The sequence below is a fragment of the Jeongeupia sp. HS-3 genome (assembly GCF_015140455.1).
Lineage (GTDB): Bacteria > Pseudomonadota > Gammaproteobacteria > Burkholderiales > Chitinibacteraceae > Jeongeupia.
This window is the reverse complement of the sequence record NZ_AP024094.1, coordinates 2548390-2574486: the sequence shown is the minus strand read 5'-3', so window position 1 is coordinate 2574486 and position 26097 is coordinate 2548390. Positions and strand designations below refer to the sequence as shown.

Annotated in this window: 28 protein-coding genes and 1 riboswitch; of the genes, 19 read left to right on the top strand and 9 right to left on the bottom strand. The window is 65.4% G+C overall.

What is annotated here, in order from left to right; genetic code table 11:
- The gene (gene cobU, locus JLC71_RS12320) at positions 1-567 is read left to right on the top strand and encodes a bifunctional adenosylcobinamide kinase/adenosylcobinamide-phosphate guanylyltransferase (protein WP_200915763.1); all 567 of its coding nucleotides are present in this window, start codon (positions 1-3) and stop codon (positions 565-567) included.
- A 1-nt stretch (position 568) separates the two neighbouring features.
- Here the strand turns inward: cobU and JLC71_RS12315 are convergent, their stop codons facing one another.
- The 7 genes from JLC71_RS12315 to JLC71_RS12285 form a co-directional block, all read right to left on the bottom strand.
- On the bottom strand, positions 569-997 hold the full coding sequence (locus JLC71_RS12315) for a GNAT family N-acetyltransferase (RefSeq protein WP_200915762.1): 429 nt from the start codon (positions 995-997) through the stop codon (positions 569-571).
- Between the two features lie 76 nt (positions 998-1073).
- On the bottom strand, positions 1074-1715 hold the full coding sequence (locus JLC71_RS12310) for a M15 family metallopeptidase (protein ID WP_200915761.1): 642 nt from the start codon (positions 1713-1715) through the stop codon (positions 1074-1076).
- 74 nt (positions 1716-1789) lie between these two features.
- Positions 1790-2053 (bottom strand): hypothetical protein, encoded by a 264-nt coding sequence (locus JLC71_RS12305; protein ID WP_200915760.1) that lies wholly within the window; start codon positions 2051-2053, stop codon positions 1790-1792.
- A 27-nt stretch (positions 2054-2080) separates the two neighbouring features.
- On the bottom strand, positions 2081-2827 hold the full coding sequence (gene cobS, locus JLC71_RS12300; RefSeq protein WP_200915759.1) for an adenosylcobinamide-GDP ribazoletransferase: 747 nt from the start codon (positions 2825-2827) through the stop codon (positions 2081-2083).
- Complete coding sequence (locus JLC71_RS12295; RefSeq protein WP_200915758.1) at positions 2824-3429, bottom strand: histidine phosphatase family protein; 606 nt, start codon at positions 3427-3429, stop codon at positions 2824-2826. Before JLC71_RS12295 ends, cobS begins: the two co-directional genes overlap by 4 nt.
- Positions 3426-4472, bottom strand: coding sequence for a nicotinate-nucleotide--dimethylbenzimidazole phosphoribosyltransferase (gene cobT / locus JLC71_RS12290; RefSeq protein WP_200915757.1), 1047 nt, complete (start codon positions 4470-4472; stop codon positions 3426-3428). Before cobT ends, JLC71_RS12295 begins: the two co-directional genes overlap by 4 nt.
- A 113-nt stretch (positions 4473-4585) precedes the next feature.
- On the bottom strand, positions 4586-4837 hold the full coding sequence (locus tag JLC71_RS12285) for a hypothetical protein (protein WP_200915756.1): 252 nt from the start codon (positions 4835-4837) through the stop codon (positions 4586-4588).
- Between the two features lie 71 nt (positions 4838-4908).
- A riboswitch (cobalamin riboswitch) is annotated at positions 4909-5113 on the top strand.
- 145 nt (positions 5114-5258) lie between these two features.
- Between JLC71_RS12285 and JLC71_RS12280 the strand changes: the two genes are divergently transcribed.
- Complete coding sequence (locus JLC71_RS12280; RefSeq protein WP_200915755.1) at positions 5259-7088, top strand: TonB-dependent receptor domain-containing protein; 1830 nt, start codon at positions 5259-5261, stop codon at positions 7086-7088.
- 119 nt (positions 7089-7207) lie between these two features.
- On the opposite strand, the gene JLC71_RS12275 is transcribed toward JLC71_RS12280, so the two are convergent.
- On the bottom strand, positions 7208-7396 hold the full coding sequence (locus JLC71_RS12275) for a hypothetical protein (RefSeq protein ID WP_200915754.1): 189 nt from the start codon (positions 7394-7396) through the stop codon (positions 7208-7210).
- A 30-nt stretch (positions 7397-7426) separates the two neighbouring features.
- Complete coding sequence (locus tag JLC71_RS12270; RefSeq protein WP_200915753.1) at positions 7427-8035, bottom strand: GGDEF domain-containing protein; 609 nt, start codon at positions 8033-8035, stop codon at positions 7427-7429.
- Positions 8036-8119: 84 nt separating this feature from the next.
- Here JLC71_RS12270 and waaC point away from each other — a divergent pair, with 84 nt between their 5' ends.
- From waaC to ssuD, 17 genes are all read left to right on the top strand, one after another.
- Positions 8120-9082, top strand: a complete 963-nt coding sequence (gene waaC, locus JLC71_RS12265) for a lipopolysaccharide heptosyltransferase I (RefSeq protein WP_200915752.1) — start codon at positions 8120-8122, stop codon at positions 9080-9082.
- Complete coding sequence (gene waaA / locus JLC71_RS12260; protein ID WP_200915751.1) at positions 9079-10344, top strand: lipid IV(A) 3-deoxy-D-manno-octulosonic acid transferase; 1266 nt, start codon at positions 9079-9081, stop codon at positions 10342-10344. The genes waaC and waaA overlap by 4 nt, the downstream gene beginning before the upstream one ends.
- Before the next feature lie 152 nt (positions 10345-10496).
- Positions 10497-13106 carry a putative bifunctional diguanylate cyclase/phosphodiesterase gene (locus JLC71_RS12255; protein WP_200915750.1) on the top strand — a complete coding sequence of 870 codons (2610 nt, stop codon included), beginning with the start codon at positions 10497-10499 and terminating at the stop codon, positions 13104-13106.
- Positions 13107-13226: 120 nt separating this feature from the next.
- Positions 13227-14951 carry an arylsulfatase gene (locus JLC71_RS12250; protein WP_200915749.1) on the top strand — a complete coding sequence of 575 codons (1725 nt, stop codon included), beginning with the start codon at positions 13227-13229 and terminating at the stop codon, positions 14949-14951.
- Entirely contained in the window at positions 14951-15919 is a 969-nt protein-coding gene (locus JLC71_RS12245) for a formylglycine-generating enzyme family protein (protein WP_236250881.1), read from the top strand. Before JLC71_RS12250 ends, JLC71_RS12245 begins: the two co-directional genes overlap by 1 nt.
- A gap of 182 nt (positions 15920-16101) precedes the next feature.
- Entirely contained in the window at positions 16102-16353 is a 252-nt protein-coding gene (gene bufA2 / locus JLC71_RS12240; RefSeq protein ID WP_200915747.1) for a BufA2 family periplasmic bufferin-type metallophore, read from the top strand.
- 64 nt (positions 16354-16417) lie between these two features.
- Positions 16418-17263 carry an MNIO family bufferin maturase gene (gene bufB / locus JLC71_RS12235; protein ID WP_200915746.1) on the top strand — a complete coding sequence of 282 codons (846 nt, stop codon included), beginning with the start codon at positions 16418-16420 and terminating at the stop codon, positions 17261-17263.
- A complete protein-coding gene (locus JLC71_RS12230) occupies positions 17241-18017 on the top strand; it encodes an HvfC/BufC family peptide modification chaperone (protein WP_200915745.1) in 777 nt (258 codons plus the stop codon). Before bufB ends, JLC71_RS12230 begins: the two co-directional genes overlap by 23 nt.
- 69 nt (positions 18018-18086) lie before the next feature.
- Positions 18087-18428, top strand: a complete 342-nt coding sequence (locus JLC71_RS12225; protein WP_200915744.1) for a ferredoxin — start codon at positions 18087-18089, stop codon at positions 18426-18428.
- Between the two features lie 89 nt (positions 18429-18517).
- Entirely contained in the window at positions 18518-19531 is a 1014-nt protein-coding gene (locus tag JLC71_RS12220) for a sulfate ABC transporter substrate-binding protein (RefSeq protein WP_200915743.1), read from the top strand.
- A gap of 55 nt (positions 19532-19586) precedes the next feature.
- Positions 19587-20222: a peroxiredoxin gene (locus tag JLC71_RS12215; protein ID WP_200915742.1), complete on the top strand. Its 636-nt coding sequence runs from the start codon at positions 19587-19589 to the stop codon at positions 20220-20222.
- A gap of 231 nt (positions 20223-20453) precedes the next feature.
- Complete coding sequence (locus tag JLC71_RS12210) at positions 20454-21266, top strand: EAL domain-containing protein (RefSeq protein WP_200915741.1); 813 nt, start codon at positions 20454-20456, stop codon at positions 21264-21266.
- On the top strand, positions 21266-21943 hold the full coding sequence (locus tag JLC71_RS12205) for an RBBP9/YdeN family alpha/beta hydrolase (RefSeq protein ID WP_200915740.1): 678 nt from the start codon (positions 21266-21268) through the stop codon (positions 21941-21943). Before JLC71_RS12210 ends, JLC71_RS12205 begins: the two co-directional genes overlap by 1 nt.
- A 359-nt stretch (positions 21944-22302) precedes the next feature.
- Positions 22303-22899, top strand: a complete 597-nt coding sequence (ssuE, locus tag JLC71_RS12200; protein WP_200915739.1) for an NADPH-dependent FMN reductase — start codon at positions 22303-22305, stop codon at positions 22897-22899.
- Positions 22900-23052: 153 nt separating this feature from the next.
- Complete coding sequence (locus tag JLC71_RS12195) at positions 23053-23985, top strand: sulfonate ABC transporter substrate-binding protein (RefSeq protein ID WP_200915738.1); 933 nt, start codon at positions 23053-23055, stop codon at positions 23983-23985.
- A gap of 5 nt (positions 23986-23990) precedes the next feature.
- Positions 23991-24920, top strand: coding sequence for a sulfonate ABC transporter substrate-binding protein (locus JLC71_RS12190; protein WP_200915737.1), 930 nt, complete (start codon positions 23991-23993; stop codon positions 24918-24920).
- Positions 24921-24943: 23 nt separating this feature from the next.
- Positions 24944-26095: an FMNH2-dependent alkanesulfonate monooxygenase gene (gene ssuD / locus JLC71_RS12185; protein ID WP_200915736.1), complete on the top strand. Its 1152-nt coding sequence runs from the start codon at positions 24944-24946 to the stop codon at positions 26093-26095.
- Positions 26096-26097: the final 2 nt, after the last annotated feature.

The window sequence follows — 26097 nt, the reverse complement described above, 5'->3', positions numbered from 1 at the left end:
ATGACGACAACGCTGATTCTGGGCGGCGCCCGTTCGGGCAAGAGCGCGCTGGCCGAAAAGCTGGCGCAGGCGTCCGGGCGCGAGGTCACCGTGGTGGCGACCGCCGCGGTTGGCGATGTCGAAATGGCGGCACGGATTGCGCATCACCGGGCGCGCCGGCCGGCGGCCTGGCGCACCGTCGAAGAGCCGCTGGCGCTGGCTGAGGTCATCCGGCGCGAGGCAACGCCGGGGCGGCTGGTGCTGGTCGATTGCCTGACGGTGTGGATTGCCAACCTGCTGTTCAGCGACGGTTGCGAGCATCCGGATACCGGTGTGATCGCCTTGCCGCAACGACTGGGGCGCGAGCGCGATGCGCTGTTGGCGGCGCTGGCCGAGGTGGCGGGCGATGTGGTGCTGGTGGCCAACGAGGTCGGCCTGGGCATCGTGCCGCTGGGGGCGATCAACCGCTTGTTCGTCGACGAGGCGGGGCGGCTGAATCAGGCGGTGGCGGCGGTCTGCGACAACGCGGTGTTCGTTGCCGCAGGGCTGCCGCTGGTGCTCAAAGGCGCGTTGCCGGCGGGAGCCTGAATCAGCGCGCGGCGTAGGCGTTCGGCACCATGATTTCCATCATCGTGTCCGGATGCGCCGGGGCCGTGAAGCCGAACTTCTCATACAGGCCGTGGGCGTTGCTGGTGAACAGCACGAAGCGGCGCAGCCCCTGCAAACGCGGATGATCCATCACCGCGTCCATCAACAGCCGGCTGTAACCGTTGCCGCGATGCGCGTCGAGCACGAACACGTCGAGCAGGTAGGCGAAGGTGGCGTAGTCGCTCACCACGCGCGCATAGCCGACCTGGCGTTCGCCGACGAACAGGCCGAAATTCAGCGAATTGGCGATCGATTCGCGCACCAGCTCAAGCGGAATGCCGCGCGCCCATTTTGATTCTTCGGCGAGGAAGCGGTGGATGACCGCGACGTCCTGCTCGGCCGGGTCGGTGGAAATGCGTGGGTTGGGCATGAAACTGGTCGGCTAATCAATCGAATTGGGAAGCTCAATCACGAGAGCTTGCATAAACATTGCGTTGGCGAGGTCATCAAATTGCGGTGTGTTTTGCAGCGATGATCATCGTCTCGGTACAAGGGCCATAGATTGCATGGGTATTGCCGGTGAATGTCGCCCAGTGCGGATCGCCGTAGGAAAAGTGCCACCATTCATGGCTGTAGCTGGCAAATTCTTCTTGTGTCATTGCCTCCGCGAGCAGTCTGCGATTCGATGCCGCTTCATCGGAGATATCCGGACACATGGGATCGCAGAGTTTGGGGTCCACGTTGGCCCAATCACAGATCTCCATGGCAAAGTCTATCACCTTTCCGGATTCATCGACGATTTCCACATCCACGGCGCCACCGGTGCTGTGAGGTGGAATGTTCATGCTCCCGTCGAAATGGGTGACCGGGGCGACAAGGCGCGCTGCGGAGGCATGCGTTTCGCTTGCTGGCGCGTGGGGCATTCTCGAGCACGCTCTTGCATGCTCCTGCTCAAAGAGAAGCGCTTGCACGGTCAGGCTTCGGAGTCCTTCGTAGAGCCGTAGGTAGTAGCCTTGAGGCAGCGACTGCTGCACCCGGAGCAGTCGCTGGTAGACGTCGCGCCGGAGCAGACAATAGTGATGTGCCGTTTCGGGGCATTCAGGAGGCGGGCCATAGCGCAGGGCAGTGCCTTTACGGATATCGACCAAGGGGTCGCCGCACTCCCGAATCAGAGGCTTTGTTGCGCTGAACAAACTCGGTCCCGTACTCATCGGCACTATGCTCAGTAATCCGGCTCGCCGTGTGCGCTGAGGATGTAGTCAAAGTGCGCCGGGTCAAGGAGCTCGGGGGAGTACGGCTGCAAGGCGGCGACGTGGGCATCGTTGAGGATGTAGGAGAGCAGCATGTGGGGGTCGGGCTTTTTCTGTTCCTTGGCAAAAAGGCCAAGCAGGAATGTCGCTGAAAGCGTATCGGCCAGCGCGATGTTGCCGACAAGGCCGCCATCCAGACCTTTTTCCCAGACTTCGATGATGCGAACGATTTTCATGGTGGGTTATCCGATGTGATAAGCCGATTATACCGGCACGCTGTACAACAGCACGACCAGCGCGCCGATCAGCAAGAGTGCCGATTCAAGCAATTCGATCCCGGCACCGAGGCAGTCGCCGCTGACGCCACCCAGCCGTTTGAGCAACCAGCGGCGATACGCCCACACCAGGAGTGGTGCAACCAGCAGCGGCGGGGCGAGCAAGAACGAGATCGCCACCAGCAGGCCGGTCCAGAACCAGCCGGCGTTGCCGCGCTGCCAGCCGAACTGCTCGGCCATGCCGGGAGCCAGCGGCGGCAGCGTCTGCCAGAAGAACACGCCCCAGCGCGCCCAGGCCGGCGCGAGGATCAGCAACCACCAGTGGCCGATGCGGGCGATCAGCATCAGCAGGATCAGCTTGGCGGCGCACTGGATGATCAGCACCAGCACGCCAAAGCTGCCCAAGTGCGGGTCTTTGAGTACGGCCAGAAAGCGCGCCGGATCGCGGTGCGAGGCACCGAGGCCGTCGGCCATGTCGGCCAGACCGTCCAGATGCAGGCCGCCGGTGACCCATGTCCAGATGATCAGCCCGACCAGTGCGGCCAGCCACGGCTGTACCGGTGCCAGCAGCGCCAGCGGAACGGCCAGCAACACGCCGATCAACAGCCCGACCGCCGGAAACCAGCCGACCGTGCCGGCGAGCAGCTCGGGCTTGAAGTCGGCCACGTGCGGCGTGGGTAGCCGGGTGAGGAACTGCAGCGCGAGCACCGGGCGGCGCCAGTCGAAGCCGATCATCGTGGCGGCTCCGCATCAAAGGCGAGCAGCACCGGTGGATAGGCGGCATCCCACCAGACGCTGACATGGCCGGCGTGGCCGGGCCAGAATTGGCCGTGGCGGTTTGGTGGCAGGCCGAACCAGTGCAGCAGCAGCGCCTTGATCACGCCGCCGTGCGTCAGCAGCAGATGATGACCATCGGCGCCGGCGACCAGCCAGCGTTGCAGCGCGGCGTCGATGCGTGCGGTGAAGACGGCCCAGCTTTCGCCACCGGCCAGACCATCGGCGGGGTCGTGCTGCCAGCGCCGGTAGGACAGCGCATCGCCGTCGACGAGTGCATCGGCGCGCACGCCGTTGAGACGGCCGCAATCGAGCTCGCGAAAACCGGCGTCGATGCGACACGGGAGCGTGTCGCGGCTGGCGGCGATTTCAGCAAAATCGCGGCAGCGCTGCAGATCGGAGCTGGCGACGGCGCGGATCGGATCTGTGCCGTTCAGTGCTGCCCAGCGCGCCTCAAGTTGCGAGTGGCCTAGCGGCGAGAGCGCCGCGTCGTGCTGGCCGAGCCCTCCCGGCGCCAGCGTCGCGCCGTGGCGCAGCAAGGTCAGCCGGAAGGCGGTACTCATTGGTCGGCTTTATCGCTGACGCCGGCGCTGGCGAAGGTCGCCATATCGCGGTGCAGCGCCAGCGCGCTTTGCAGCAGCGGCAATACCAGCGCCGCGCCGCTGGCTTCGCCAAGACGCAGGCGCAGGTCGACCAGCGACTCAAGATTCAGTGCCGTCAGCAGCGCACGATGGCCGCGCTCTTGCGAGGCATGGCTGGCAAGCAGCCATTCGCCCACCGACGGATCATCGCGCACCGCGACCAGCGCGGCGGCGGTGCTGATAAAGCCGTCGAGCAGCACCGGTACGCCGGCATGGGCGGCGGCGGTGTAAAAACCGGCCAGCGCGGCGATTTCGAGGCCGCCGACTTCGGCCAGCCATTCGCGTGGATTGCTGGTGCCGGCTTTGCGGGCGCGTTCGACCGCCTCGGCCACTACGGCCACCTTGTGGACGCGGCGACCATCGTCGATGCCGGTGCCGTTACCGACCGCATCATCGGGGCTGACGCCGGTGAGCGCGACGGCAAGGCAGGCCGCGGCGGTGGTATTGGCGATGCCCATTTCGCCGCCGATCAGCAGGTTCTTGCCGCGGCTGATCGCTTCAAGCGCGGTTTCGCGGCCGATATTCCATGCCAGCGTGCATTCGGCGACGCTCATCGCCGCCTCGCGCCGCAGGTTGCGCGTGCCGCGAGCGACCGGCGTGCGGAACAGGGGGGCAATCTGCCGAGCCGGATGCGGGTAGTCATGCGCCACGCCGACGTCGACCACGCTGAGTGCCGCGCCGGCTTCACGCGCCAGCACATTGATCGCGGCGCCGCCGTTGACGAAGTTGCTGACCATCTGCCCGGTGACCTCCATCGGGAAGGCCGAGACGCCCTCGGCGGCGACGCCATGATCGGCGGCGAAGACGACGATGGCCGGCATCAACCGTGCTGGTGCCACATTGCCCAGGCGCGCGGCGAACCACACCGCCAGATCTTCCAGCCGGCCGAGGCTACCCGGTGGCTTGGTCAGCGTGTTTTGGTGCGCGAGGGCGGCGGCGGTGAGTTCGGCATTGATCCTGGACATGGCGGAGACACGTTTGAAAGCGATGAAGCCGACAGGCTAGCACGGTCGCGCCGGGCTCAGAACCCGCTCACGCCGCAGCCGGGCATCGCTGGCGACGGTTCGTGGGTGGCTGTTCAGCTGCGCAACGCCACACCTATGGCTTCGCAAAGCCGGGCACGCGCTGCGGCGATATCGGCCGGTGCGCGCGAACTCGCCGCATCGGCTAGCCCGGTGTAGGCGGCATCCCAGAGTTCGTACATCGGGCCGTCACTGCTATCGCGCTTGATCAGCGTGTAATCGAGCGCGGCCTGGATCGAATCCAGATATTTGTGCAGGCCGCCGGTTTCGTAGGTTTCGACGCGCTCGCCCAGTGGGGTGATGGCCATGCGGGTTTCCTCCGTGTGTGGCTTTCAGTGTAGACGGCATGCGATCGGTGTATGCCTCGTGCATGCTACAATCCGCGCGCAACCGCACAGGTGTCTGCCCGTAAGGGCGGATGAAACGGGAATCAGGTGACGCGTTTTTGATCAAGCGCCAAGCCCTGAGCTGCCCCCGCAACGGTAAATCGCATTGAAAAGCGCCTATCACGCCACTGTTCACGTAACGGGAAGGCGGGCGCTGGAGCGATGAGCCCGGAGACCGGCCTGTCGAGTTCAACGAAACGGAGGGCCCGGGGTGCGGCCATCGTGGTTCGCGGCGTCCTCGCGCCGTGCTTCATCGCGTGCTCTACCGTTGTTTTGCCAAGTCTATGGGTGGCCATCCGGCCACCCGGCGCGTTCGCGTGGGGCGAACGCTACGGAGTGTGTGATGTTGCAAGCCAGATTTACCCTGCGGTGCCTGCCGCTGTTCCTGTCCGCCGGTTTCGCCTGTGCGGCCGATGTTCCCAGTTTTGAAGCCGACCCGGTCATCGTCACCGCGACCCGCATGGCCGCGCCGCGCTCGTCGCTGTCCAGCGATACCACGGTGATCACCGCCAAAGAGCTGCAGCAAGCCGGCAGCCAGTCGCTCGGTCAGGTGCTGTCGCGCGTGCCGGGTGTCGAATTTGCCCGTACCGGTGGCCTTGGCCAGCCGGCCAGCCTGTATCTGCGCGGTGCCAACGGCAACCAGACGCTGGTATTGCTCGACGGCCAGCGCCTGGCGCCGGGCGCCGATGGCTCCAGCGCCTTCGACACCATCCCGGTATCGATGATCGAACGGATCGAAATCGTCCGCGGTTCGGCCTCGGGTCTGTACGGTGCCGACGCGGTCGGCGGTGTGGTGCAGATTTTCACCAAGAGCGGCAAGGGCGCGCCAAGCGGTAGCGCCAGCGTGGATGTCGGCAGCGATCGCACTTTCGGCGGCAGCGCCAATGTCGGCGGCGTGGTCGGCGATACGCGTTTCTCGGTGGCGGTCGATGCGCACAACAGCGATGGTTTCAACCTGACCAAGCCGACCAGCAGCTATTACGAAGCGGACGACGATGCCTGGCGTCAGCGCAGCGCCAACGCCAATCTGAGCCACTTCTTCGGCGACAATGTCGAAGTCGGCGTACGCGGCACCTATGTCGATACCCAGGCCGAATACGATGGCGGCAAGTTCGATAAGGATCCGCTCAGCCATCGCACCCAGTCGACCGGCGCGGCCTATGCCAACGTCAAGGTCAACGACTTCTGGCAGAGCAATGTGCTCGCCGGGATCGGCCGCGATCGCTACGTGACCAAAAGCAGCTACCCGAGCAATACCGCGACCACGCAGCAGCAGTTCCAGTGGACCAACATTCTCAAGAGCGATATTGGTCAGTGGCTGCTCGGCGCCGAATACCTGCGCGAGTCGCTCGATAGCTCGACCACCAAGTACGACCAGACTACGCGCTACAACAGCTCGGTGCAGGCCGGCTGGCAAAATGATTTCGGCCCGCATCACCTGCAAGGCAATGTGCGTTACGACGACAACAGCCAGTTCGGCGGCAAGACCACCGGCGGTGTTGGTTACGCATGGCGCTTTATCGATGGCTGGCAGCTGTTCGCCAATGCCGGCACCAGCTACCACGTGCCGTCGTTCGTCGATCTGTACTACCCGTCGTGGCCGGGTTTCGCGCCGGCGTCGAACCCCAACCTCAAGCCCGAGGAAGGCAAGTCGGTCGACGGTGGCCTGCGCTGGCAAAATGGTAGCTGGAAAACCGATGCGACGGCGTTCTACAACCAGATCGACAACCTGATCACGCTGAATGCCAATTACACGCCGGAGAACGTCAACGCCGCGCGCATTCGCGGCCTGACGCTGAACGGCAGTGGTCTGCTCGGTGCGTTCGAACTGGCCGCCAATGTGACCTGGCAGGATCCGGAAAACGAAGACACCGGCAAGCAGCTGGCACGCCGGGCCAAGGTCTACGGTGGCGCCAGCGTGGCGCAAACCATCGGCGACTGGCGCTGGAATGCCAACTGGCAAGCCGCCGGCCAGCGTTACGACGATCTGGCCAACACCAAGCCGCTGGCCGGTTACGGCAAGCTCGATCTGGGCCTTGATTATCAGATCGCCAAGCAGTGGAGCGCCGGCGCCCAGCTCTTGAACGCGTTTGATCGCGATTACGAACTGGCGCGTGGCTACAACACCGGCGGGCGGATGTGGTTCGTCAACCTGCGTTACACCGGCGCGTAAATCGGCTGAGTGTTTGATCGAATCTGGGCCGGCTTTTGCCGGCCCTTTTCGTTTGCCGCTGCCGAATGCCCAAGCCCGACCGCGCTGGCGGCAAGGGGCGACAGATCGTGAACAGGTTCTTAGTCGCCTCTGGAGCGAAACGCCCACACGCAAAGGCTGCCGGCGACAAGCGCAGCGAGCCACGACGCCCAGACCGGGATCTCGAGGCTGCCGATATGCACCGGCCATTGATTCAAGGCCCGTACGGCTTGAATCACCGCGATGGCACCAAAGAGTGCCCCGGAAACCACAACATATTTAGCGCGCATGCTGCCTCCTGTAGTGACGATGACATCCAACTAGGTTTCGGTGGCTCGGCTGTCGCCGATGCGCGTCAGCGCCAGATCGGCGGCGATCAGCAGATCGTCGGCGGTGTCGGTTTCGCGTTCCAGCGCGGCGACACCGATCGCGATGCTTGCCGAGACCACACGGCCGTCCTTGAGCGTGATCGAGCTGGAGGCAATGGCCGTTTCGAGCCGTGCGGCGGCGATCTGCGCATCGTCGCGCGTGGTATCGGGCAGCATCACGGCAAATTCCTTGTGCGAAAACCTGCCGACCAGATCGCAATCACGCCCGCTGTGCAGACAGGCGGCGGCCACATGGCGCAGCAGCCGGTCACCGGCGTCGTAGCCGTAATGCTGATTGAACCAGCGCAGCCGGCCGATATCGATCAACATGACCGAGAGCGGGTGGCCGGCGCGCTGGCTGCGATTGACTTCACGCGCGGCGGCGTCGAGAAAGCGGGTGCGATCGGACAACTGGCTCAAGAAATCGATGCCGCCGTGTGCCGGTGCGGCCTCGGGCGCGCTGCGGGCGCGGGCCCGTTGCCAGACGAGCAGCAGGATCAAGGCGGCCAGCCAGCCCAGCGCGGCGACGCCCCAGGCGAAGGCGGTCCAGCTTTCGGTCATGGCTGCGCTCCTGTGACGGTGTCTGGCACCAGTGTAGACAATGCCGGGGTGCAGCCCGAGCTTACAGCCTCTACAATGCCGGCCATGTCGAAATTGCTTCTTGTGCGCCTGTCTTCGATGGGCGACATCATTCATACCTTGCCGGCGCTGACCGATCTGGCCCGTGCCCGACCGGGCACGACCCTCGATTGGGTGGTCGAAGAAGGCTTTGCCGAACTGCCGCGTTTGCATCCGGCGGTCGAGCGGGTGATTCCGTTTGCCTTGCGCCGCTGGCGCCGGTCGCCGCTGGCGGCGAGCACGCATGCCGAGGTGGCGTCGTTGCGCCGGGCGCTTGCCGAGCCGGGCTACGATCGCGTGATCGACGCGCAGGGGCTGATCAAGAGTGCGCTGGTGGCGCGGCTGGCCGGCGCGCCGGTGACCGGCTACGACCGCCACAGCGCGCGCGAATCGCTGGCTGCACTGAGCTATACCGAGTGCCATGGCGTCGCCAAAAACCTGCACGCGATCGAACGGGCCCGGCTGCTGTTTGCCGGCGCCTTCGATTACCGCATCGATACGCCGCCCGATTACGGTCTGGCCGTTCCGCCGCTGGATCTGCCGTGGCGTCCGGCCGGCGCCTACGCGGTATTGCTGACCGCGACCAGCCGCGCCGACAAGGAGTGGGCCGAGCCGAACTGGACCGCCTTGGGGCTGAGGCTGGCGGCCGAAGGACTGGCGTGCGTGCTGCCGTGGGGCAGCGAGCCCGAGCGGGTTCGCGCCGAGCGGCTGGCGCAAACGCTGCCGAGCGCCGTGGTCGCGCCGCGGCTGGGTTTGACCGAGGCGGCACGCCTGCTGGCCGATGCGCGCGTGGTGGTCGGCGTCGATACCGGCCTGGCGCATCTGGCCGCGGCGGTGGCGACGCCGGTGGTGGCGATCTTCTGCGCCTCCGACCCCGATCGCACCGGCGTGCTTGCCGGCAGCTACGCGGTCAATCTTGGTGCGCGCGGCGCGCCGCCCGACGTGGCTACCGTCTGGGCCGCGACCTTGCAAGGGCTGGCGGCACGATGATCCGCTGGCTGTACTCAAGCCTGATCTGGCTGGCGACGCCGCTGATCCGCGGCTATTTGCGCCGCCGCGCCAAAAGGCAGCCGGCCTACCTCGAACACTGGGACGAGCGCTGGGCGCGCTACGCCGGCCCGGCGCCGCAGCGGTACGACTACTGGCTGCACGCGGTCTCGGTGGGCGAAATGCGTGCGGCCGCGTCGCTGATCCGGGCATTGCGGCAGCGCGATCCGGGCGTACGGCTGCTGTTGAGCTGCATGACGCCGACCGGGCGCGAAACAGCGCTCGAACTGTATGGCGATTTCGCCGACGTTGTTTACCTGCCGTACGACGCCCCGGCGGCGGTGCGGCGCTTTCTGGCAAGGTTTGCGCCGCGCTGCGGCCTGCTGCTGGAAACCGAACTATGGCCGAACCTGATTCACGGTTGCGCCGATGCGAGCGTGCCGCTGTTGCTGGTGAATGCGCGGCTGTCGGAGAAGTCGGCGCGCGGTTATGCGCGCATCCGCTGGCTGATCGCGCCGGCGCTGGCCAGGCTGGCGGCGGTGCTGGCGCAGGGCGTGGACGATGCCGAGCGGCTGGCGCGCCTCGGCGCGCGCCACGTCAAGGTCTGCGGCAACCTCAAGTTCGACAATCAGCCCGACGATGCCGTGGTCGCGCGCGGCCGGGCGTGGCGGCCGCGCTTGGGTGAGCGGCCGGTGTTGCTGGTCGCGTCGAGCCGCGATGGTGAAGAGGCGCTGCTGCTGGATGCGCTGGCCGCCTTGCCGCGCGAAGCGCTACTGCTCATCGTCCCGCGCCATCCACAACGTTTCGACGAGGTTGCCGCCCTGATCGAGGCGCGTGGATTGCCGCTGCTGCGCCGGCGTGACTGGGATGGCTCGCCGCTGCCGGCGGCAACGCGCGTGCTGCTCGGTGACAGCATGGGCGAGCTGGCGGCGTGGTACGCCTGCGCCGATGTGGCCATCATCGGCGGTTCCATTCTGCCTTTCGGTAGCCAGAACCTGATCGAAGCGTGCGCGCTCGGCTGCCCGGTGCTGCTGGGGCCGTCGACGTTCAATTTCTTTGAGGCCGCGCGCGAGGCGCAGGCGATTGGCGCGGCCTGGCAGGGCGCGGATGCGCCGGCCTTGCTGACCGAGGCCGCCGCCTTGCTCGGCGATGTCCCGCGCCGGCAGGCGATGGGGCAGGCCGGTCTGGCGTTTGCGGGCCAGCATCGCGGCGCAACCTTGCGCGTACTCGAAGCACTCGATTCTGCCGTACGGGCCCGCCCTTGAGCCGATGGATGGTGCCTCTGGCGGTCAACGCCGGGCTTGTATGGATTGCATCGACGAGCATCTTCGGCAAGGATGGCATCCTGGGCTGACCATTCACACGGTAGCCGCTTGTCCGGGCTTGATCTGATCAATTAGAGAACGCGAGGCCGGAAATGATGCAGTCCTTCTTTGCGCCGCGTACCCGCCAGGAATGGCGGACGGTTTCGCTGCTGGGCTTGATGCTGTGCATCGGTGCGCTGGTGCTGCTGGTGTGGGAAAGCTGGGGCGATTACAAGCAGAGCCGGCGAGATACCGAGATCCGCGCCTACAACGCCGCGGGGATGCTTGAATCGCATTTCAGCGTGACGCTGCAACAAAGCAAGGCCAGCATCGACAGCGTGGCGACCGCCTTGCTGTGGCAGGGCCGGCTTGGCCCGATCGGCGGTAGCGACTATATGGGTGCGCTGCGCAATGCGATGAGCTTCGATCCGCAATCCAATGCGCTGTTCGTCATCATCGATGACGACGTCTGGATGGTCGACGACCGTGCGCGCATGGAGGGCAGCCTGCAGGTGCAGCAGACGCTGCGCGAGACGCTGGCGGCCTCGTCCGGCGCCACTTTCGCCGCGCCGATGCAAAGGCATGGCGAATGGCAGGTGCCGCTGTACTACCGCTACACCCTGCGCGACGGTAAGAAAATGATCGTCGGCGCGCTGATTCCCTATACGCATCTGCAGCGTATTTCTACCTGGATGTACCGAAGCACCGGCGCGGTCGGCATTTTCCGCAGCGACGGTCTGCCGCTGATGTGCATGCCGGATGTGCTCAGTCACGCCGAGGCGAAGGCGCAGCCGCTGCCGCCGGTGCACAACGGCATCGGCACCACCGACCGGGGTCTGTGCCTGGCGGAGGCGCAGCAGCGCGGCGGCGTCGTGTTCGCGCTCGCCGAGTCCAGGCAGTTCCCCTTTGTCGCCTATTTCGGCGTCGCCAAGACGCGCTACACCCAGCCGTGGATCGAGCGTCTGGGCTGGCGGCTGGCGTCATTTCTGGTTTACGGCCTGGTGATCGGGCTTTTCGTCGCCAGCTTGCGGCGCTTGATGCAGCGGCTGCTTGAAGACAAGCGCTTCTACCGCGAGCTGTTCGATACCGTGAATGACGGGCTGCTGATCGTCGAAAACGGCCGGATCAGCAGCGCCAACCCGGCGGCATGCGGGCTGCTCGGGGTGGACGACGAACGGCAACTGGCCGGCCAGGCGCCACTGGCCTTGCTCGATCTGGAGACCGGGCCGAATGGCCTTGCGCCTTCCGGGGACGCGCTGGCGGTGATGCGTGACGGGCAGCGCGGCGAGTTCGGTGCCTGCCTGCGTCGCACCAGTGACGATCAGCGCTTCGAGGCTGAAATCCGCGGCGCCTCGCTGCCGCACGGCAATGCCCAGCTCCTGGCGATTCGCGATGTGTCCGAAGAAAAGCGCTATCTGGCCCGGCAGGAATTTCTGGCGACACACGATACGCTGACTTCGTTGCCGAACCGCTATGCGCTGATGCAGCGTATCGACGCGCATATCGCCGCTACGCCGGCGCAATCGCTGGCGGTGTGCGTGCTGGATCTGAACCGCTTCCAGGAAATCAACGATACGCTCGGCCACCGGGTCGGCGATCTGGTGCTGCAGGCGCTGGGCGAGCGGCTGTCGTTGTGGGCGCTGGGCCGCAATGCCGAGGTGGCACGCCTTGGCGGTGACGAGCTGGCGGTACTGGTGCCGGGGCTGGCGCTGTGCGCCGATCAGGTGGCCGAGTTGTGCGCCGGCCTGACCGCAAGGGTCGGCCTGCCGCTGCCGGTGGCCGAGATGATGCTCGAGCTGACGGCGAGCATCGGCGTGGCGTTTTATCCCGAACACGGTCAGGAGGCGAACGAGCTGCTGCGCTGCGCCGACGTGGCGATGTACGACGCCAAGCGCCGGCGGGTGCCCTACCATGTTTACGATGCCGACCTCGACGAATACAGCCGCGAGCGGCTGGCGCTGTACAGCGAGCTGGCGCACGCGATTCGCGATAATGAGCTCGAACTGTATTACCAGCCCAAGCTCAGTTTGCGCGATGGCAGTATCGAGGGCGTGGAAGCCTTGCTGCGCTGGCCGCATCCGCAGCGCGGCATGATCCTGCCGGGGGTGTTCATTCCGCTGGCCGAGAATTCCGAACTGATCCGCCCGCTTACCGCCTGGGTGATCGACGCCGCTTTGCGGCAACTGGCCGACTGGCAGCGCCAGGGCATCCAGCTGCGCTGTGCGGTGAACCTGTCGGCGCGCAATCTGCTGGATGCCAGCCTGCTCGACACGATAGAAACGGCGCTACTGCGCCACGGCGTAGCGGCCGGGTCGCTGGAATTCGAGGTGACCGAATCGGCGCTGATGGAAGACCCGCATACCGCGCTGGCGTGTTTGGCGCGCATCCACGCGCTGGGCGCGCGCTTGGCCATTGATGACTACGGTACCGGCTACTCGTCGCTGGCCTACCTGAAATGCTTGCCAGTACAGACGCTGAAAATCGACCGCGCCTTTGTCTCGCAAATTGCCGCGAGCCCGTCCGATGCGATCATCGTCAGCTCGACCATCACGCTGGCGCACCATTTCGGCCTGACCGTGGTCGCCGAAGGCGTCGAGCATGCCGAAGCGCGCGGCGCGCTGGCGACGATGGGCTGCGATGTGATTCAGGGCTATCTGCTGGCGCGGCCGATGCCGGCAGCCCAGTTGCCGCTCTGGCTGGCGGCGCGTGAAGTCCAAGTCTGACACGCTGACCCGGTTTGTTTTGTTTGGATATAAAAAGCAAATTACTTCTTCTTTTTAGGTATTAAGCGACGCTGATACGGTGCTCCCTGCCCAATACCAAACAAGACTGCAGGGAACACCATGAGTACCTTTCACATCAAGCCGTCGCGCTGGCAGCGGCTCGCTTGCGTCAGCGCGATCGCACTGGGGTTGAGTGCATGCGGCGGTGGCGACGATCGCGCCGCCACGCCGGCCCCCACGCCTGCTCCAACCCCGACGCCGGTGCCGCAAGCCGATACCCGGCCGAACATCGTCGTGATCCTCGCCGACGATCTGGGTTATTCGGATCTGGGCGCCTTTGGCGGCGAGATCAGCACGCCGAATCTGGATGCGCTGGTCGGCGACGGCCGCATCCTCACCGATTTCCATTCGGCGGCCACGTGCTCGCCGACCCGCTCGATGCTGATGTCCGGCACCACGCATCATCTGGCCGGGCTGGGTTCGATGGCCGAAGCACTGGCGCCGTATCAGCAGGGCAAGCCCGGTTACGAGGGCTATCTGAACGACAACTCGCTGTCGATCGCATCCTTGCTCAAGGATGCCGGTTATCACACCTATATGGCCGGCAAGTGGCACCTGGGGCTGGACGAGGCCCACAGCGCCAAGGCGCGCGGCTTCGAGTCGTCGTACACGCTGTTGCAGGGCGGCGGCAGCCACTTTGCCGCGGTGGCCGGCAAGGCGCAGACCTACGATGCGGTGACCTACCGCGAGAACGGCGCCGTCGTGCAGGTGCCGGCCAACTTCTTCTCGACCGATTTCTACACCGACAAGCTGATCGCCTACATCGATCAGAACAAGGCCGATGGCAAACCGTTCTTCGCCTACGCCGCCTATACCGCGCCGCACTGGCCGCTGCAGGCACCGGCCGAGTTCATCGATCGTTACAAGGGCAAGTACGACGCCGGCTACGAGGCGATCCGGCTGGCGCGGATCGCCAAGCAGAAAGCGCTGGGCGTGATTCCGGCCGATTTCGAACCCAGCCCGCTGCTGCCGGCCACGACCGCCAACCCGCTGTGGAGCCAGCTCAGCGCCGAACAGAAGCAATCCGAGGCCCGCAAGATGGAAGTCTATGCGGCCATGGTCGAGAACCTCGACTGGAACATCGGCCGGCTGATTGCCCGTCTGAAGCAGACCGGCAAGTACGACAACACCTTCGTCTTCTTCATGTCCGACAACGGCGCCGAAGGCAGCAACGGCATCTTTGCCAACAATGCCAGCACCGACAACAGCCTGGGCAATTACGGCAAGACGCTGTCGAACATCCAGTACGGCAAACGCTGGGCCGAGGTCGGCGCCACGCCGTTCCGGCTGTGGAAGGGCAACAGCACCGAAGGCGGTGTGTCGGTGCCGGCGATTGCACGCTTGCCCAAGCAGACCGGTGGGCAGCCGGCCTTCAGCCGGGTTGGCACGGTGCGCGACATCGCGCCGACCTTGCTGGAACTGGCGCAGGCCAAGGATCCGGGGGCGAGCTATCAGGGGAAGGCGGTGAATCCGATCACCGGTAAATCGCTGCTGCCGGCGTTGCAGAACCGTGCTGCTGCGGTGCATGCGGCCGATGAGGTCATCGCCGATGAGTTGTTCGGCCACGCCTATGTGCGCCGCGACAACTGGAAGCTGTTGTGGTCGGAGAAACCGCTCGGCCCGGGTGCCTGGCAACTGTACGATCTGGCGCGCGATCGCGCCGAGACCTATGACCTGGCCGCCAGCCGCCCGGACATCGTCAATGCACTCAAGGGTGAATGGAAGAACTACGTGGGCAAGAACGGCGTGATTCTGGCGCCGAGCAGCGGCCTGCAGGTGCAGTAATGTCAGCGAGCTTGCAGCACTCAGGCAGGCTCGCATTCGCCGTACTGGTGATGCTTGCCGGTGCGGCGAATGCGGCATCCTGCGCCAGCGCCTTGCCGAGCGCCTGGGGCAAGGACGCGCGCGCCGGCATGGTCCGCATTGCCGGTGGCAGCTTCACGCCGGGCAGCACCGCCGGTTACGCCGACGAGCGCCCGGCCGGCGCGGTGAACGTGAAGCCGTTCTGGATCGACCGGACCGAAGTCACCAACGCGCAGTTCGCTGCCTTCGTCAAAGCGACCGCTTACGTCAGCGATGCCGAGCGCGACGGCGGCGCCGCGGTATTCAAGGTGCCGCTAGAGGCGGAACTCAAGGCCCGCCCGTACGCGTGGTGGACCTATACCAAGGGCGCGAACTGGCGCCATCCGGAAGGACCGGGTAGCTCGCTCAAGGGGCGCGACAACCAGCCGGTGGTGCAGGTGACGCTGGCCGATGCCAGCGCCTACGCCCGCTGGCTGGGCCGAACACTGCCGAGCGAAGTGCAGTGGGAGTTCGCCGCCAAGGCCGGCCGCAGCGATGCGGCGCTGGATAGAGCGCCGCGCAACAAGGCCGGCAAGCCCGAGGCCAATTTCTGGCAGGGCGTGTTTCCCAGCCTGAATACCCGCGAGGATGGCCATCTGGGGCGATCGCCGGTCGGTTGCTATCCGGCCAATGCCTTCGGCGTTTACGACATGATCGGCAACGTTTGGGAGTGGACGCGCGACGCCTATACCGGCGCACGCCAGCCGCACGGCAACGGCGATCCCTTCGCCAGCGTCGATCTGGCCAGCATCCCGCTGGAAAAGCGCCCGCCGGCGGTGATCAAGGGCGGCTCCTTCCTGTGCGCGGCGAACTTCTGCGTGCGTTACCGCGCCGCCGCGCGGCACCCGCAAGAGGCCAATCTGCCGACCGCGCATGTGGGCTTCCGGACGGTGGCCGCCGGCGACGGCTAAGGGTTGCCGTCTGGCGGTTTGGGCCGTTCCGGCCGGTTTTTTTTCATGCGGACACGCGCCCGCTGGCTATAACCAGCAGGAAACAGCCGCCATGCCGATGGCGTAAGTCGGGGTCACGAAGGCTGTTCGACTAAAGGGTATGCGCAAGGTGCGCATGCCCTAACCGAATGGAGATCGACACCATGAACCGCATCAATGGCGCTACCCTCGCCGCGGCCGCGGCCGCCGTATTCGCGAGCGCCGCCGTGCCGCAAGCCGTCGCCGCCGCCAACATGCCGGAAGTCAAATGCGCCGGCATCAACAGCTGTAAAGGCACGTCGTCGTGCAAGACCGCCGACAATAGCTGCAAAGGCCAGAACGCGTGCAAAGGCCATGGCTGGCTGCCGACCGCGACCACCCAGGAATGTACCGACAAGGGTGGCAAGGTACTCTAAAGCCGCCTGCGGCCATGTCCTGCCTACCGGGCATGGCCGGTTCCGGCGACGAGGAACGCGCCCGATGAAACCCGACTTTGCCGGTTTTGGCCTCGGCCTGCGCAGCGAGCACTACGCCGATTTCCATGCCGCCGCCCAGCCGCTGGACTGGCTGGAAATCATCAGCGAGAACTATCTGCTGCCGGGCGGCAAGCCGCTGGAACAGCTGATGCGCATTCGCGCCGATTACCCGATGGCGATGCACGGCGTGTCGCTGTCGATCGGCAGCACCGATCCGCTCGATCGCGGCTATCTGCGCCAGCTGCGCGCGCTGGCCGATCGGGTCGAGCCCTTGTGCTTGTCCGATCACCTGTGCTGGACCGGCGTGGCCGGCCGCAATCTGCACGATCTGCTGCCGCTGCCGTGGACCGACGAAGCGCTGGCGCATGTGGCCGAGCGGGTCGCGCAGGTGCAGGACGCGCTCGGGCGGCGCATCCTGCTCGAAAACGTCTCGAGCTACGCGACCTTTCGCGGCGACGACTACCCGGAAGCACAGTTTCTGGCCGCGCTCGCCGAGCGGGCCGACTGCCTGATCCTGCTCGATCTCAACAATGTCTACGTCAACCATCGCAACCACGGCCTCGATCCGCACGCCTATCTGGCGGCGCTGCCGGCCGAACGGATCGCCCAGTTTCATCTGGCCGGCCACCAGGATCACGGCAATCATCTGATCGACAGCCACGACGCGGCCATCGTCGATCCGGTCTGGCAGTTGTATACCGAGGCGCTGGGCCGCTTCGGCCCGGTCAGCACCATGATCGAACGCGACGACGCGATCCCGCCGCTGAACGAACTGATCGCCGAACTCGACATCGCCCGCCGCCTTGCCGCCGACCTTGGAATTCACCATGAGCAGCCTCTGTGCGCTTGAAACGGCGTTTGCCGAACTGATTTGCGCCGATGAGGCCGCGCCGTTGTCGCTGTTGTTGAACGAGAGCGCGGCCTTTGCCAGCGGCACGCGGCTGAACGTGTACCGGCACGCCTACCGCGCGCGGCTGCGCGATGCCTTGAAGACCAACCATCCCAATCTGCACCGGTTGCTCGGGGATGACGACTTTGATGCGCTGGCCGCAGCGTATCTGGCCGCCGAGCCGTCGCCGCATCGTTCGATCCGCTGGTTCGGCGACCGGCTGGCCGCCTTTCTGGCCGCGACCGCGCCGTATGCCGAGGTGCCGATGCTGGCCGAGCTGGCCGCGTGGGAATGGGCGAGCGCCGCCAGTTTCGACGCCGCCGACGCCGCGCGGCTGGACGAGGCCGCGCTGGCGGTGCTGTCGCCGGCGCAGTGGGCGAGCTTGCCGCTGCGGCTGATCCCGGCCGCCGCGCTGCTGGATTTGCACTGGAATACCCCGCAGTTGTGTCAGGCGCTGCAGGCCGACGCGGCGCCGCCAGCGCCCGAGTCGCAGCCGCTCAGCTGGTTGCTGTGGCGCGCCGCCAGCGGCGAAACCCGCTATCGCTCGCTGTCCGGGCTCGAGGCCGGTGCGCTGCGGCTGATCGGGCGCGACGGCGTCGACTTCGCCGCCTTGTGCGAGTGGCTCGCGACGCGGGTCGACGAAGTGTCGCAGCTACCGATGCTGGCTGCCGGCCTGCTGAAACAGTGGGCCGGCGACGGAATACTGCGGCGCTGAGCGGTGGCCCGCCATCCTGCCGCCCAGCCGGCGCTACACTAGGGCGTCCGATTCCAGAGCCAGCCTGCCTTGCCCGAACTCCGTTTTCATTCCGCCGATACCGTCGTCGTGTATCAGGCCGCCGATGGCGCGCGGCTGATCGACGTGGTGCGCGAACTGGGCCGCGACGGTCGCCTGGCCTTGTCGTGGCGTTGTGCACAGGGCACCTGCGGCGCCTGCCTGCTGCACCTTGAGCATGCCGGCAGCGGCGGTGTGCTGACGCTGTCGAAGATGGAGCGCAATGTGCTGATCCGCCGTGGCGAGCTGCCCAAGGACGCCGCGTGCGCGCAGCCCGATACCGTGGCGACGCCGCGGCTGGCGTGTCATGTCCATGTCTTACATGCCATGGACGTATATATCCAAAAAAACTAATTTAGAAAAACAATATTATTTCTGGCGATGAAAAATCGCTGGCAGACTGCATCTCGTTAACTCTTATTCCAAATAAACGGGAGCCGGTCATGTCTTATCGCAAATTGTTTCTGAGTGTGTCGCTGGCCTTCGCGGTGAGCGCGCCCAGCTGGGCCGCCTCGGTCGAGCTGCTCAATGTCTCGTACGATCCGACCCGCGAGCTCTATCAGGACTACAACAAGGCCTTTGCCAAGTACTGGAAGGCAAAGACCGGCGATGACGTGACCATCAAGCAATCGCACGGCGGCTCGGGCAAGCAGGCGCGCTCGGTGCTCGACGGCCTTGAAGCCGACGTGGTGACGCTGGCGCTGGCTTACGACATCGACGAGCTGTCGACCAAGGCCAAGCTGCTCAAGCCGGACTGGCAGAAGAAGCTGCCGGACAACGCCAGCCCGTACACCTCGACCATCGTGTTCCTAGTGCGCAAGGGCAATCCGAAAGGCATCAAGGACTGGGGCGATCTGGTTCGCAGCGACGTGAAAGTGATCACGCCGAACCCGAAGACCTCGGGCGGCGCGCGCTGGAACTTCCTCGCGGCGTGGGGCTGGGCGAAGAAGACCTACGGTTCGGATGAAAAGGCCCGCGAATACACCCAGAAGCTGTTCCAGAACGTACCGGTGCTCGATACCGGTGCGCGTGGCGCAACGCTGACCTTCACCCAGCGCGGTCAGGGCGACGTGCTCTTGGCGTGGGAAAACGAAGCGGTGCTGGCGGTGAAGGAGCTGGGCCCGGACAAGTACGACATCGTCGCGCCTAGCCTGTCGATCAAGGCCGAGCCGCCGGTCGCGGTGGTCGACAAGGTCGTCGACAAGAAGGGCACCCGCAAGGTGGCCGAGGAATACCTCAAGTATCTGTACAGCAAGGAAGGCCAGGAACTCGCCGCGCAGAACTACTACCGTCCGCTCGACAAGGATGTCGCGGCCAAATATGCCAAGCAGTTCCCGAGCGTGAAGCTGTTCGATATCGACGACGTGTTCGGCGGCTGGACCAAGACGCAAAAGACTTACTTCGAGGACGGCGGCGTGTTCGACCAGATTCAGGCGTCGATCGCCGCGAAACGCTAAACCGCTTGACCCGGGCGCCGCCGGCGCCCGCTTTCCACTGGATGGAGATAGACCGATGAGCTTGCGCCTTGGCGATACCGCCCCCGATTTCACCCAATCGTCGACGGAAGGCGAGATCCGCTTTCATGACTGGGCCGGCGACCACTGGGTGGTGCTGTTCTCGCACCCGGCCGACTTCACCCCGGTATGCACGACCGAGCTGGGCAAGACCGCCAAGCTGGCCGACGAATTCGCCCGCCGCAACGTCAAGCCGCTGGCGGTGAGCGTTGATCCGCTCGAGTCGCACCACAAGTGGATCGTCGACATCAACGAGACGCAGCAGACCACGGTCAACTTCCCGATCCTGGCCGACGATGACCGCAAGGTCGCCGAGCTGTACGACCTGATTCATCCGAACGCCCTGGCCACGGCGACGGTGCGCTCGGTATTCATCATCGACCCGGCCAAGAAAATCCGCCTGACGCTGACCTATCCGGCCAGCACCGGGCGCAACTTCACCGAGATCCTCCGCGTGATCGACTCGCTGCAACTGACCGAGTACCACAAGGTGGCAACGCCGGCCGACTGGCAGCAGGGCGACGACGTGGTGATCGTGCCGTCCTTGCAGGACGAAGCCGAAATCGCCCGGCGCTTTCCCAAGGGCTATGTCGCGGTGAAGCCGTATCTGCGCCTGACCCCGCAACCCGCTTAGGTGCGACGAACAAAATCCTGCTGGCTGCGTTGCACTCACTCGGCGTACTGAACGTACTGTCTTCGTTTCGTGCGCCTTGCCAGCACCGCTGCGCTGGATTTTGTTCATCGCACCTGTCGCAGCGGTGTCGTGGATGCCGTCTGCTCTTTTGTAGTGTCTCCTCCTCTTGCAGTTGATTCAGGGCCGGCTCCGCCGGCCTCTTTTTTCCCCGATTGATATAAGAACAACGTGATGAATTCGCCCCTGGAATCCTGGTTCAAGCGTCTGCCCGTGCCGGCAAGCGTGCGTGAAGATTGGCCAGCCGCCAGCTTCGGTATCGAGGCCGCGCGCGGCGTCGTGGTGCGCGCGCTGGGCCTGTCGCTATCGAGCGTATTCCAGGCGATTCATGGCGTTGATGGCCGGGTGATCGGCGAAGAAGCGCTGTTGCGCGCGTCGGTGCGGCACAAGCCCCTGCCGCCGCTCAGCGCATTCGAGCACGCCGAGTCGCAAGGCCGGCTGGTGGCGTTCGACCGGCTCTGCCGCACGCTGCACCTGCTCAACTACGCCAGCCATGCCGACCGCGCCGCGACGCTGTACCTGAACGTGCACCCCAAGCTGCTCACCGAGGTCAGCGACCGCCACGGTGCGGTGTTCCAGGACATCCTCGAAAGCCTGGGCTCACAGCCGTCGCGCATCGTGCTCGAAATCGGCGAGGACGAAATCGCCGAGTCCGACATCAACCGTGCCCGCGCGGCGCTGCAAAGCTACCGCTCGCGCGGCTACCGGATCGCCATCGACGATTTCGGCCGCCGCCACGCCAACCTCGACCGGCTGTGGCAGCTCGAACCCGATGTGATCAAGCTCGACCGCATCCTGATCGCCGAGGCCGAAACCTCGCCGCGGCTGCGCCGGGCCTTGCCCAAGCTGGTCGAATTGCTGCATGAACTCGGCGGTCAGGTGGTCGTCGAGGGGATAGAAACCGAAACGCAAAAGCAGATCGCCATCGATGCCGGCGCCGACGCGCTGCAAGGCTTCCTGCTCGATCAACCGCGCTGGAGAGGCTGATGGATACGATAGAGAACTGGCTGGCCGCAGGTAACAGCATCATCGTGGTCCCCGGCTGGCACGATTCGGGCCCGGCGCACTGGCAGAGCCGCTGGTGCGCGCAGTACGTGGGCTTTGGCCGGGTGGTGCAGCACGATTGGAACGAGCCGAACGCGCGCGACTGGGTCGCCGGGCTCGAACGCACGGTCGCCGCGGCACCGGGGCGGGTGATTCTGGTGGCGCACAGCCTCGGCTGCGTCACGCTGGGCCACTGGGCGATGCTCTCCGGTCATGCCGCACGCGTGGTCGGTGCGCTGCTGGTCGCGCCGGCCGACGTTAGCCGCGAGGATGCGCCGGCGTCGTTTGCGACCTTCCTGCCGCTGCCGGCGGCCAAGCTGCCGTTTGCCAGTGTGGTGATCGCCAGCGATAACGATCCGGTGTGCAGCCCGGCCCGTTCGATCACGCTGGCGCGCGACTGGGGCAGCCGCTGCGTGCAGCTCGCCGGCTTGGGCCATATCAACGCCGAATCGGGGCTTGAGGATTGGCCGTTGGGGCTCAAGCTCCTGAGCCAGCTCCTTCCTTTGTACGGTAGCAATGAAGCGCCATCACCGGGCATATCGCTGCAGCAAGAGCCCAAGGCATTGCCTTTCCCCGGCGCTCTGCTGCGCTCGGCACGGGAAATCCGGTTCGCCGCCTGAACCTTCCCGCTTGCCGATTTCTCCGCCGCCAGCCAGCGCGATCTCCTCGCGCCGCTGGCGCGCCGCATTGCTCTCGCATCGACGTCACGATGGCTCCTCGCGTGTTCTTGGCAGGCAGGGGCCGCGCGCGCTCTCGGGTTTTCCCTCCCCACCCGCACCCCGGTTTCCGGTGAATTCCGCCGTTTTCGAGCTGGGTGGGGGGCTCTCGCTCCGGATCAAGCGGCGCGGCTGACAGGCTGACAGCAAAACAAATTTCTGGTTATCAGCGATAAACCAATAGATATTTTTTGTTATAAGAAAACCAAGTTAAATTCCTTCTGGTTAATAAAGAAATGGCGTTCACGCCAGAAGGACTTTCGATGGCCACCATCGTCACTTTGTCAGGCAGCCCCAGCGCCAAGTCGCGCTCGCAAGGCTTGCTGAACCGCACCACCCGATTGCTTGAATCCTACGGCGTCACCATTCGCGCCTTCACCCTTGGTGATTTCGACGCCGAAACGCTGGTGTTCGGCAAGTTCGACGACCCGGCGGTGATCGCCTTCCAGAAGGCCGTGGCGCAGGCCGAAGGGCTGATCGTCGCGACGCCGGTCTACAAGGCCGCCTACAGCGGCGCGCTGAAGCTGCTGCTCGATCTGCTGCCCGAGCGCGCGCTGCACCATCACGCGGTGCTGCCGCTGGCCACCGGCGGCAGCCCGGCGCACATGCTCGCGGTCGATTACGCGCTGCAGCCGGTGCTCACTTCCTTGAAGGCGCGCCACATCGTCGGCGGCATCTACGCGACCGAGCGCGAACTGACGTGGCGCGACGACGGTTATCTCGAGCTGACGCGCGAGATCGAACAGCGGCTCACCCAGGCGGTATCGCGCTTTCTGGCCCACCTGCCCGATCCGGGCCAGGTGCTGCTGCACCCGGACCAGCTGAACCAGCAGATCCGCGAAGCGCGCATCAGCGTCTAGCGCGGCCGACAAAACCCTGCTGACGGCGTTGTGCTCGCTTGCCGTACTTAATTTGTACTGTCTGCGTTCGGACCCTAAAGGGCCCCTTGTCAGCACCGCTTCGCTGGGTTCTGTCGGCTGCGCAGTGCCCCAATACTTGATAAGGAAAACACCATGAAACGCTTGCTCGTTACCGCCATCGCCGCGCTGGCCGCCGCGACGCTGTCGACCACCGCACTGGCCGAAACGCTGCGCATCGGCTACCAGAAATCGGCCAGCCTGTTCGTGCTGCAGAAGAGCCAGGGCACGCTGGAGAAGAAACTCGCGCCGCTGGGTGCGAGCGTGAAATGGGTCGAGTTTCCGGCCGGCCCGCAGCTGCTCGAAGGCCTGAACGTCGGCGCGATCGACGTCGGCTATGTCGGCGAGGCACCGCCGATCTTCGCCCAGGCCGCCGGTGCCCGCTTCGTCTACATCGGCAACGATCCGGCCGCGCCGGCGGCCGAGGCCATCGTCGTGCCCAAGGGCTCGGGCATCAAGTCGGTGGCCGAACTGAAAGGCAAGAAGGTCGCGCTCAACAAGGGCTCGAACGTCCACTACCTGCTGGTGAAGGCGCTCGAGAAGAACGGCTTGAAGTACGGCGACATCCAGCCGGTGTTTCTGCCGCCGGCCGACGCCCGCGCGGCGTTCGAGCGCGGCTCGGTCGATGCATGGGTGATCTGGGATCCTTTCCTCGCGGCGGCGGAAAAGCAGATCGGTGCCCGTGTACTCGCCGACGGTCGCGATACGGTCAACAACTTCGCCTTCTACCTGGCCGAGCGCGGCTTTGCCGAGAAGAACCCGCAAATCATCAAGGCGCTGTTCGAGGACACGCTCGCGCAGGGGCGCTGGCTGCAGGACAACCGCGACAAGGCCGCCGCGATCATCGCGCCGCAGCAGGGGCTGTCGCCCGAGGTGGTCGAGCTGGCGCTTTCCCGCTACCGCTATGGCGTGACGCCGCTGACCGCGCAGGTCGCCGCCGAGCAGCAGAAGCTCGCCGACGTCTTTTATGAACTCAAGCTGATTCCGAAGCCGATCAAGGTCAGGGATGCGCTGGTCTCGCAACGGTGACCGCCATGCTGAACAAATTTGTCTCGCTCGTGCTCGCCGGCCTGATCGCCGCCGGCAGTGCGCAAGCCGCCGAACTGCACATCGGCTACCAGAAAAGCTCGCTCAACCTCATCGTGCTGAAAAGCCGTGGCCTGCTGGAAAAGAAGCTCGCCGCGCAGGGGCATACGGTGAAATGGACCGAATTCCAGGCCGGCCCGCAACTGCTGGAGGCGCTGAACGTCGGTTCGGTCGACTTCGGCATGACCGGCGACACACCGCCGGTGTTCGCCCAGTCCGGCGGCACCCAGCTCGTCTACGTCGGCTTCGAGCCGCCGAAGCCGCAAGCGTCGGCCATCCTCGTGCCGAGCGATTCGCCGATCAAAACGCTCGCCGAGCTGAAGGGCAAGCGCATCGCCTTGCAGAAGGGTTCGAGCGCGCACTGGCTGCTGATCCGCGCGGTCGATAAGGCCGGGCTGCGTTGGGAGGACATCCAGCCGGTATGGCTGACGCCGTCCGACGCCCGCGCCGCGTTCGAGTCGGGCAAGGTCGATGCATGGGCAATCTGGGATCCGTATTACGCCGCCGCCGAGAAAGCGGTCAAGCCGCGGGTACTGAGCACCGGGCAAGGGCTGGTCGCCAACCAGAGCTTCTACCTCGCGTCCAAGGCCTTTGCCGAGCGTCAGGGCAAGCTGCTGCAGACGGTGTTCGACGCGCTCTCAAGCAACGACGACTTCCTTGAGCAGAAACCGAAGGAAACCGCGCAGATCCTCGGCAAGGCCGTCGGCCTCGACGCGTCCATCTTCGAGACCATGGTGCAGCGCCGGCCGAGCTTCAAGGTCACCTGGCTCACGTCCCAGGTCGTCGCCGAGCAGCAGCGGATTGCCGACCGTTTCGCCGAGCTGAAGCTGATTCCGAAAACAGTGACCGTCAAAGACATCGTGCTTGCGCCGCAGTAGGCGGCGAAGCTGGAGTAAACATCATGAAGTTGTTCTGGTTCCTGCCGACCCACGGCGACAGCCGTTATCTCGGTACCACCGTCGGTGCGCGCACCGTCGACCATGCCTATCTGAAACAGATCGCCCAGGCCGCCGACAACCTCGGCTTCGAGGGCGTGCTGATTCCGACCGGCCGCTCTTGCGAGGACTCGTGGGTCGTTGCGTCATCGCTGGCGCCGCTGACCGAGCGGCTCAAGTTCCTCGTCGCGATCCGCCCGGGCATCATTTCGCCGACGGTGTCGGCAAGGATGGCGGCGACGTTCGACCGGATCGCCGGTGGCCGCTTGCTGGTCAATGTCGTCACCGGCGGTGATCCGGATGAGCAGCGCGGCGACGGCAGCTTTCTGACCCATGCCGAGCGCTATGAAGTGACCGACGAATTCCTGAAAATCTGGCGTGGCGTCGCCAGCGGCGAGACGGTGAATTTCTCCGGCAAGCATCTGAGCGTCGAGAATGCCAGGACGCTGTTCCCGCCGGTGCAAAAGCCGTATCCGCCGCTGTATTTCGGCGGTTCGTCCGAACCGGCGATAGCCTTGGCCGCCGAACAGGTCGACGTTTATCTGACCTGGGGCGAACCGCCCGAAGCGGTGGCCGAGAAGATCGCCGCGGTGCGCGCCAAGGCCGAGGCGCTGGGTCGCAGCATCAGCTTCGGCATCCGCCTGCACGTGATCGTGCGCGAAACCAGCGAGGAAGCGTGGCGCGCCGCCGACAAGCTGATCTCCTACGTCACCGACGAGACGATCGCCTCGGCACAGCAGGCGTTCGCCCGCTTCGATTCGGTCGGCCAGCGCCGCATGGCCGAGCTGCACGGCGGCCGGCGCGATAATCTGGAAATCTCGCCGAACCTGTGGGCCGGCGTCGGCCTCGTGCGTGGCGGTGCCGGTACCGCGCTGGTCGGCAGCGCCGAGGAAGTCGCGGCACGGATTCAGGAATACGCCGATATCGGCGTCGATCGCTTCATTTTTTCGGGCTACCCGCACCTCGAGGAGGCCTACCGCGTCGCCGAACTGCTGTTCCCGCTGCTGCCGCTCGATCACGCCAAACCGGCCGGCAAGGTCAATCTGACCGGGCCGTTTGGCGAAGTGATCGCCAACGACATCGTGCCGCCGGCACCGCGCCTCGTTGCGCAGCGCTGAGG

Bases quoted from the DNA above. Each gene is read 5' to 3' on its own strand.
- JLC71_RS12255 (WP_200915750.1), top strand. From the start codon at position 10,497: ATGATGCAGTCCTTCTTTGCGCCGCGTACCCGCCAGGAATGGCGGACG.
- JLC71_RS12250 (WP_200915749.1), top strand. From the start codon at position 13,227: ATGAGTACCTTTCACATCAAGCCGTCGCGCTGGCAGCGGCTCGCTTGC.
- JLC71_RS12205 (WP_200915740.1), top strand. From the start codon at position 21,266: ATGGATACGATAGAGAACTGGCTGGCCGCAGGTAACAGCATCATCGTG.
- JLC71_RS12230 (WP_200915745.1), top strand. From the start codon at position 17,241: ATGAGCAGCCTCTGTGCGCTTGAAACGGCGTTTGCCGAACTGATTTGC.
- JLC71_RS12210 (WP_200915741.1), top strand. From the start codon at position 20,454: ATGAATTCGCCCCTGGAATCCTGGTTCAAGCGTCTGCCCGTGCCGGCA.
- JLC71_RS12275 (WP_200915754.1), bottom strand. From the start codon at position 7,396: ATGCGCGCTAAATATGTTGTGGTTTCCGGGGCACTCTTTGGTGCCATC.
- JLC71_RS12215 (WP_200915742.1), top strand. From the start codon at position 19,587: ATGAGCTTGCGCCTTGGCGATACCGCCCCCGATTTCACCCAATCGTCG.
- waaC (WP_200915752.1), top strand. From the start codon at position 8,120: ATGTCGAAATTGCTTCTTGTGCGCCTGTCTTCGATGGGCGACATCATT.
- JLC71_RS12295 (WP_200915758.1), bottom strand. From the start codon at position 3,429: ATGAGTACCGCCTTCCGGCTGACCTTGCTGCGCCACGGCGCGACGCTG.
- JLC71_RS12280 (WP_200915755.1), top strand. From the start codon at position 5,259: ATGTTGCAAGCCAGATTTACCCTGCGGTGCCTGCCGCTGTTCCTGTCC.
- ssuE (WP_200915739.1), top strand. From the start codon at position 22,303: ATGGCCACCATCGTCACTTTGTCAGGCAGCCCCAGCGCCAAGTCGCGC.
- cobS (WP_200915759.1), bottom strand. From the start codon at position 2,827: ATGATCGGCTTCGACTGGCGCCGCCCGGTGCTCGCGCTGCAGTTCCTC.
- JLC71_RS12270 (WP_200915753.1), bottom strand. From the start codon at position 8,035: ATGACCGAAAGCTGGACCGCCTTCGCCTGGGGCGTCGCCGCGCTGGGC.
- JLC71_RS12245 (WP_236250881.1), top strand. From the start codon at position 14,951: ATGTCAGCGAGCTTGCAGCACTCAGGCAGGCTCGCATTCGCCGTACTG.
- cobU (WP_200915763.1), top strand. From the start codon at position 1: ATGACGACAACGCTGATTCTGGGCGGCGCCCGTTCGGGCAAGAGCGCG.
- bufB (WP_200915746.1), top strand. From the start codon at position 16,418: ATGAAACCCGACTTTGCCGGTTTTGGCCTCGGCCTGCGCAGCGAGCAC.
- cobT (WP_200915757.1), bottom strand. From the start codon at position 4,472: ATGTCCAGGATCAATGCCGAACTCACCGCCGCCGCCCTCGCGCACCAA.
- JLC71_RS12220 (WP_200915743.1), top strand. From the start codon at position 18,518: ATGTCTTATCGCAAATTGTTTCTGAGTGTGTCGCTGGCCTTCGCGGTG.
- JLC71_RS12305 (WP_200915760.1), bottom strand. From the start codon at position 2,053: ATGAAAATCGTTCGCATCATCGAAGTCTGGGAAAAAGGTCTGGATGGC.
- JLC71_RS12195 (WP_200915738.1), top strand. From the start codon at position 23,053: ATGAAACGCTTGCTCGTTACCGCCATCGCCGCGCTGGCCGCCGCGACG.
- JLC71_RS12315 (WP_200915762.1), bottom strand. From the start codon at position 997: ATGCCCAACCCACGCATTTCCACCGACCCGGCCGAGCAGGACGTCGCG.
- ssuD (WP_200915736.1), top strand. From the start codon at position 24,944: ATGAAGTTGTTCTGGTTCCTGCCGACCCACGGCGACAGCCGTTATCTC.
- bufA2 (WP_200915747.1), top strand. From the start codon at position 16,102: ATGAACCGCATCAATGGCGCTACCCTCGCCGCGGCCGCGGCCGCCGTA.
- JLC71_RS12190 (WP_200915737.1), top strand. From the start codon at position 23,991: ATGCTGAACAAATTTGTCTCGCTCGTGCTCGCCGGCCTGATCGCCGCC.
- waaA (WP_200915751.1), top strand. From the start codon at position 9,079: ATGATCCGCTGGCTGTACTCAAGCCTGATCTGGCTGGCGACGCCGCTG.
- JLC71_RS12285 (WP_200915756.1), bottom strand. From the start codon at position 4,837: ATGGCCATCACCCCACTGGGCGAGCGCGTCGAAACCTACGAAACCGGC.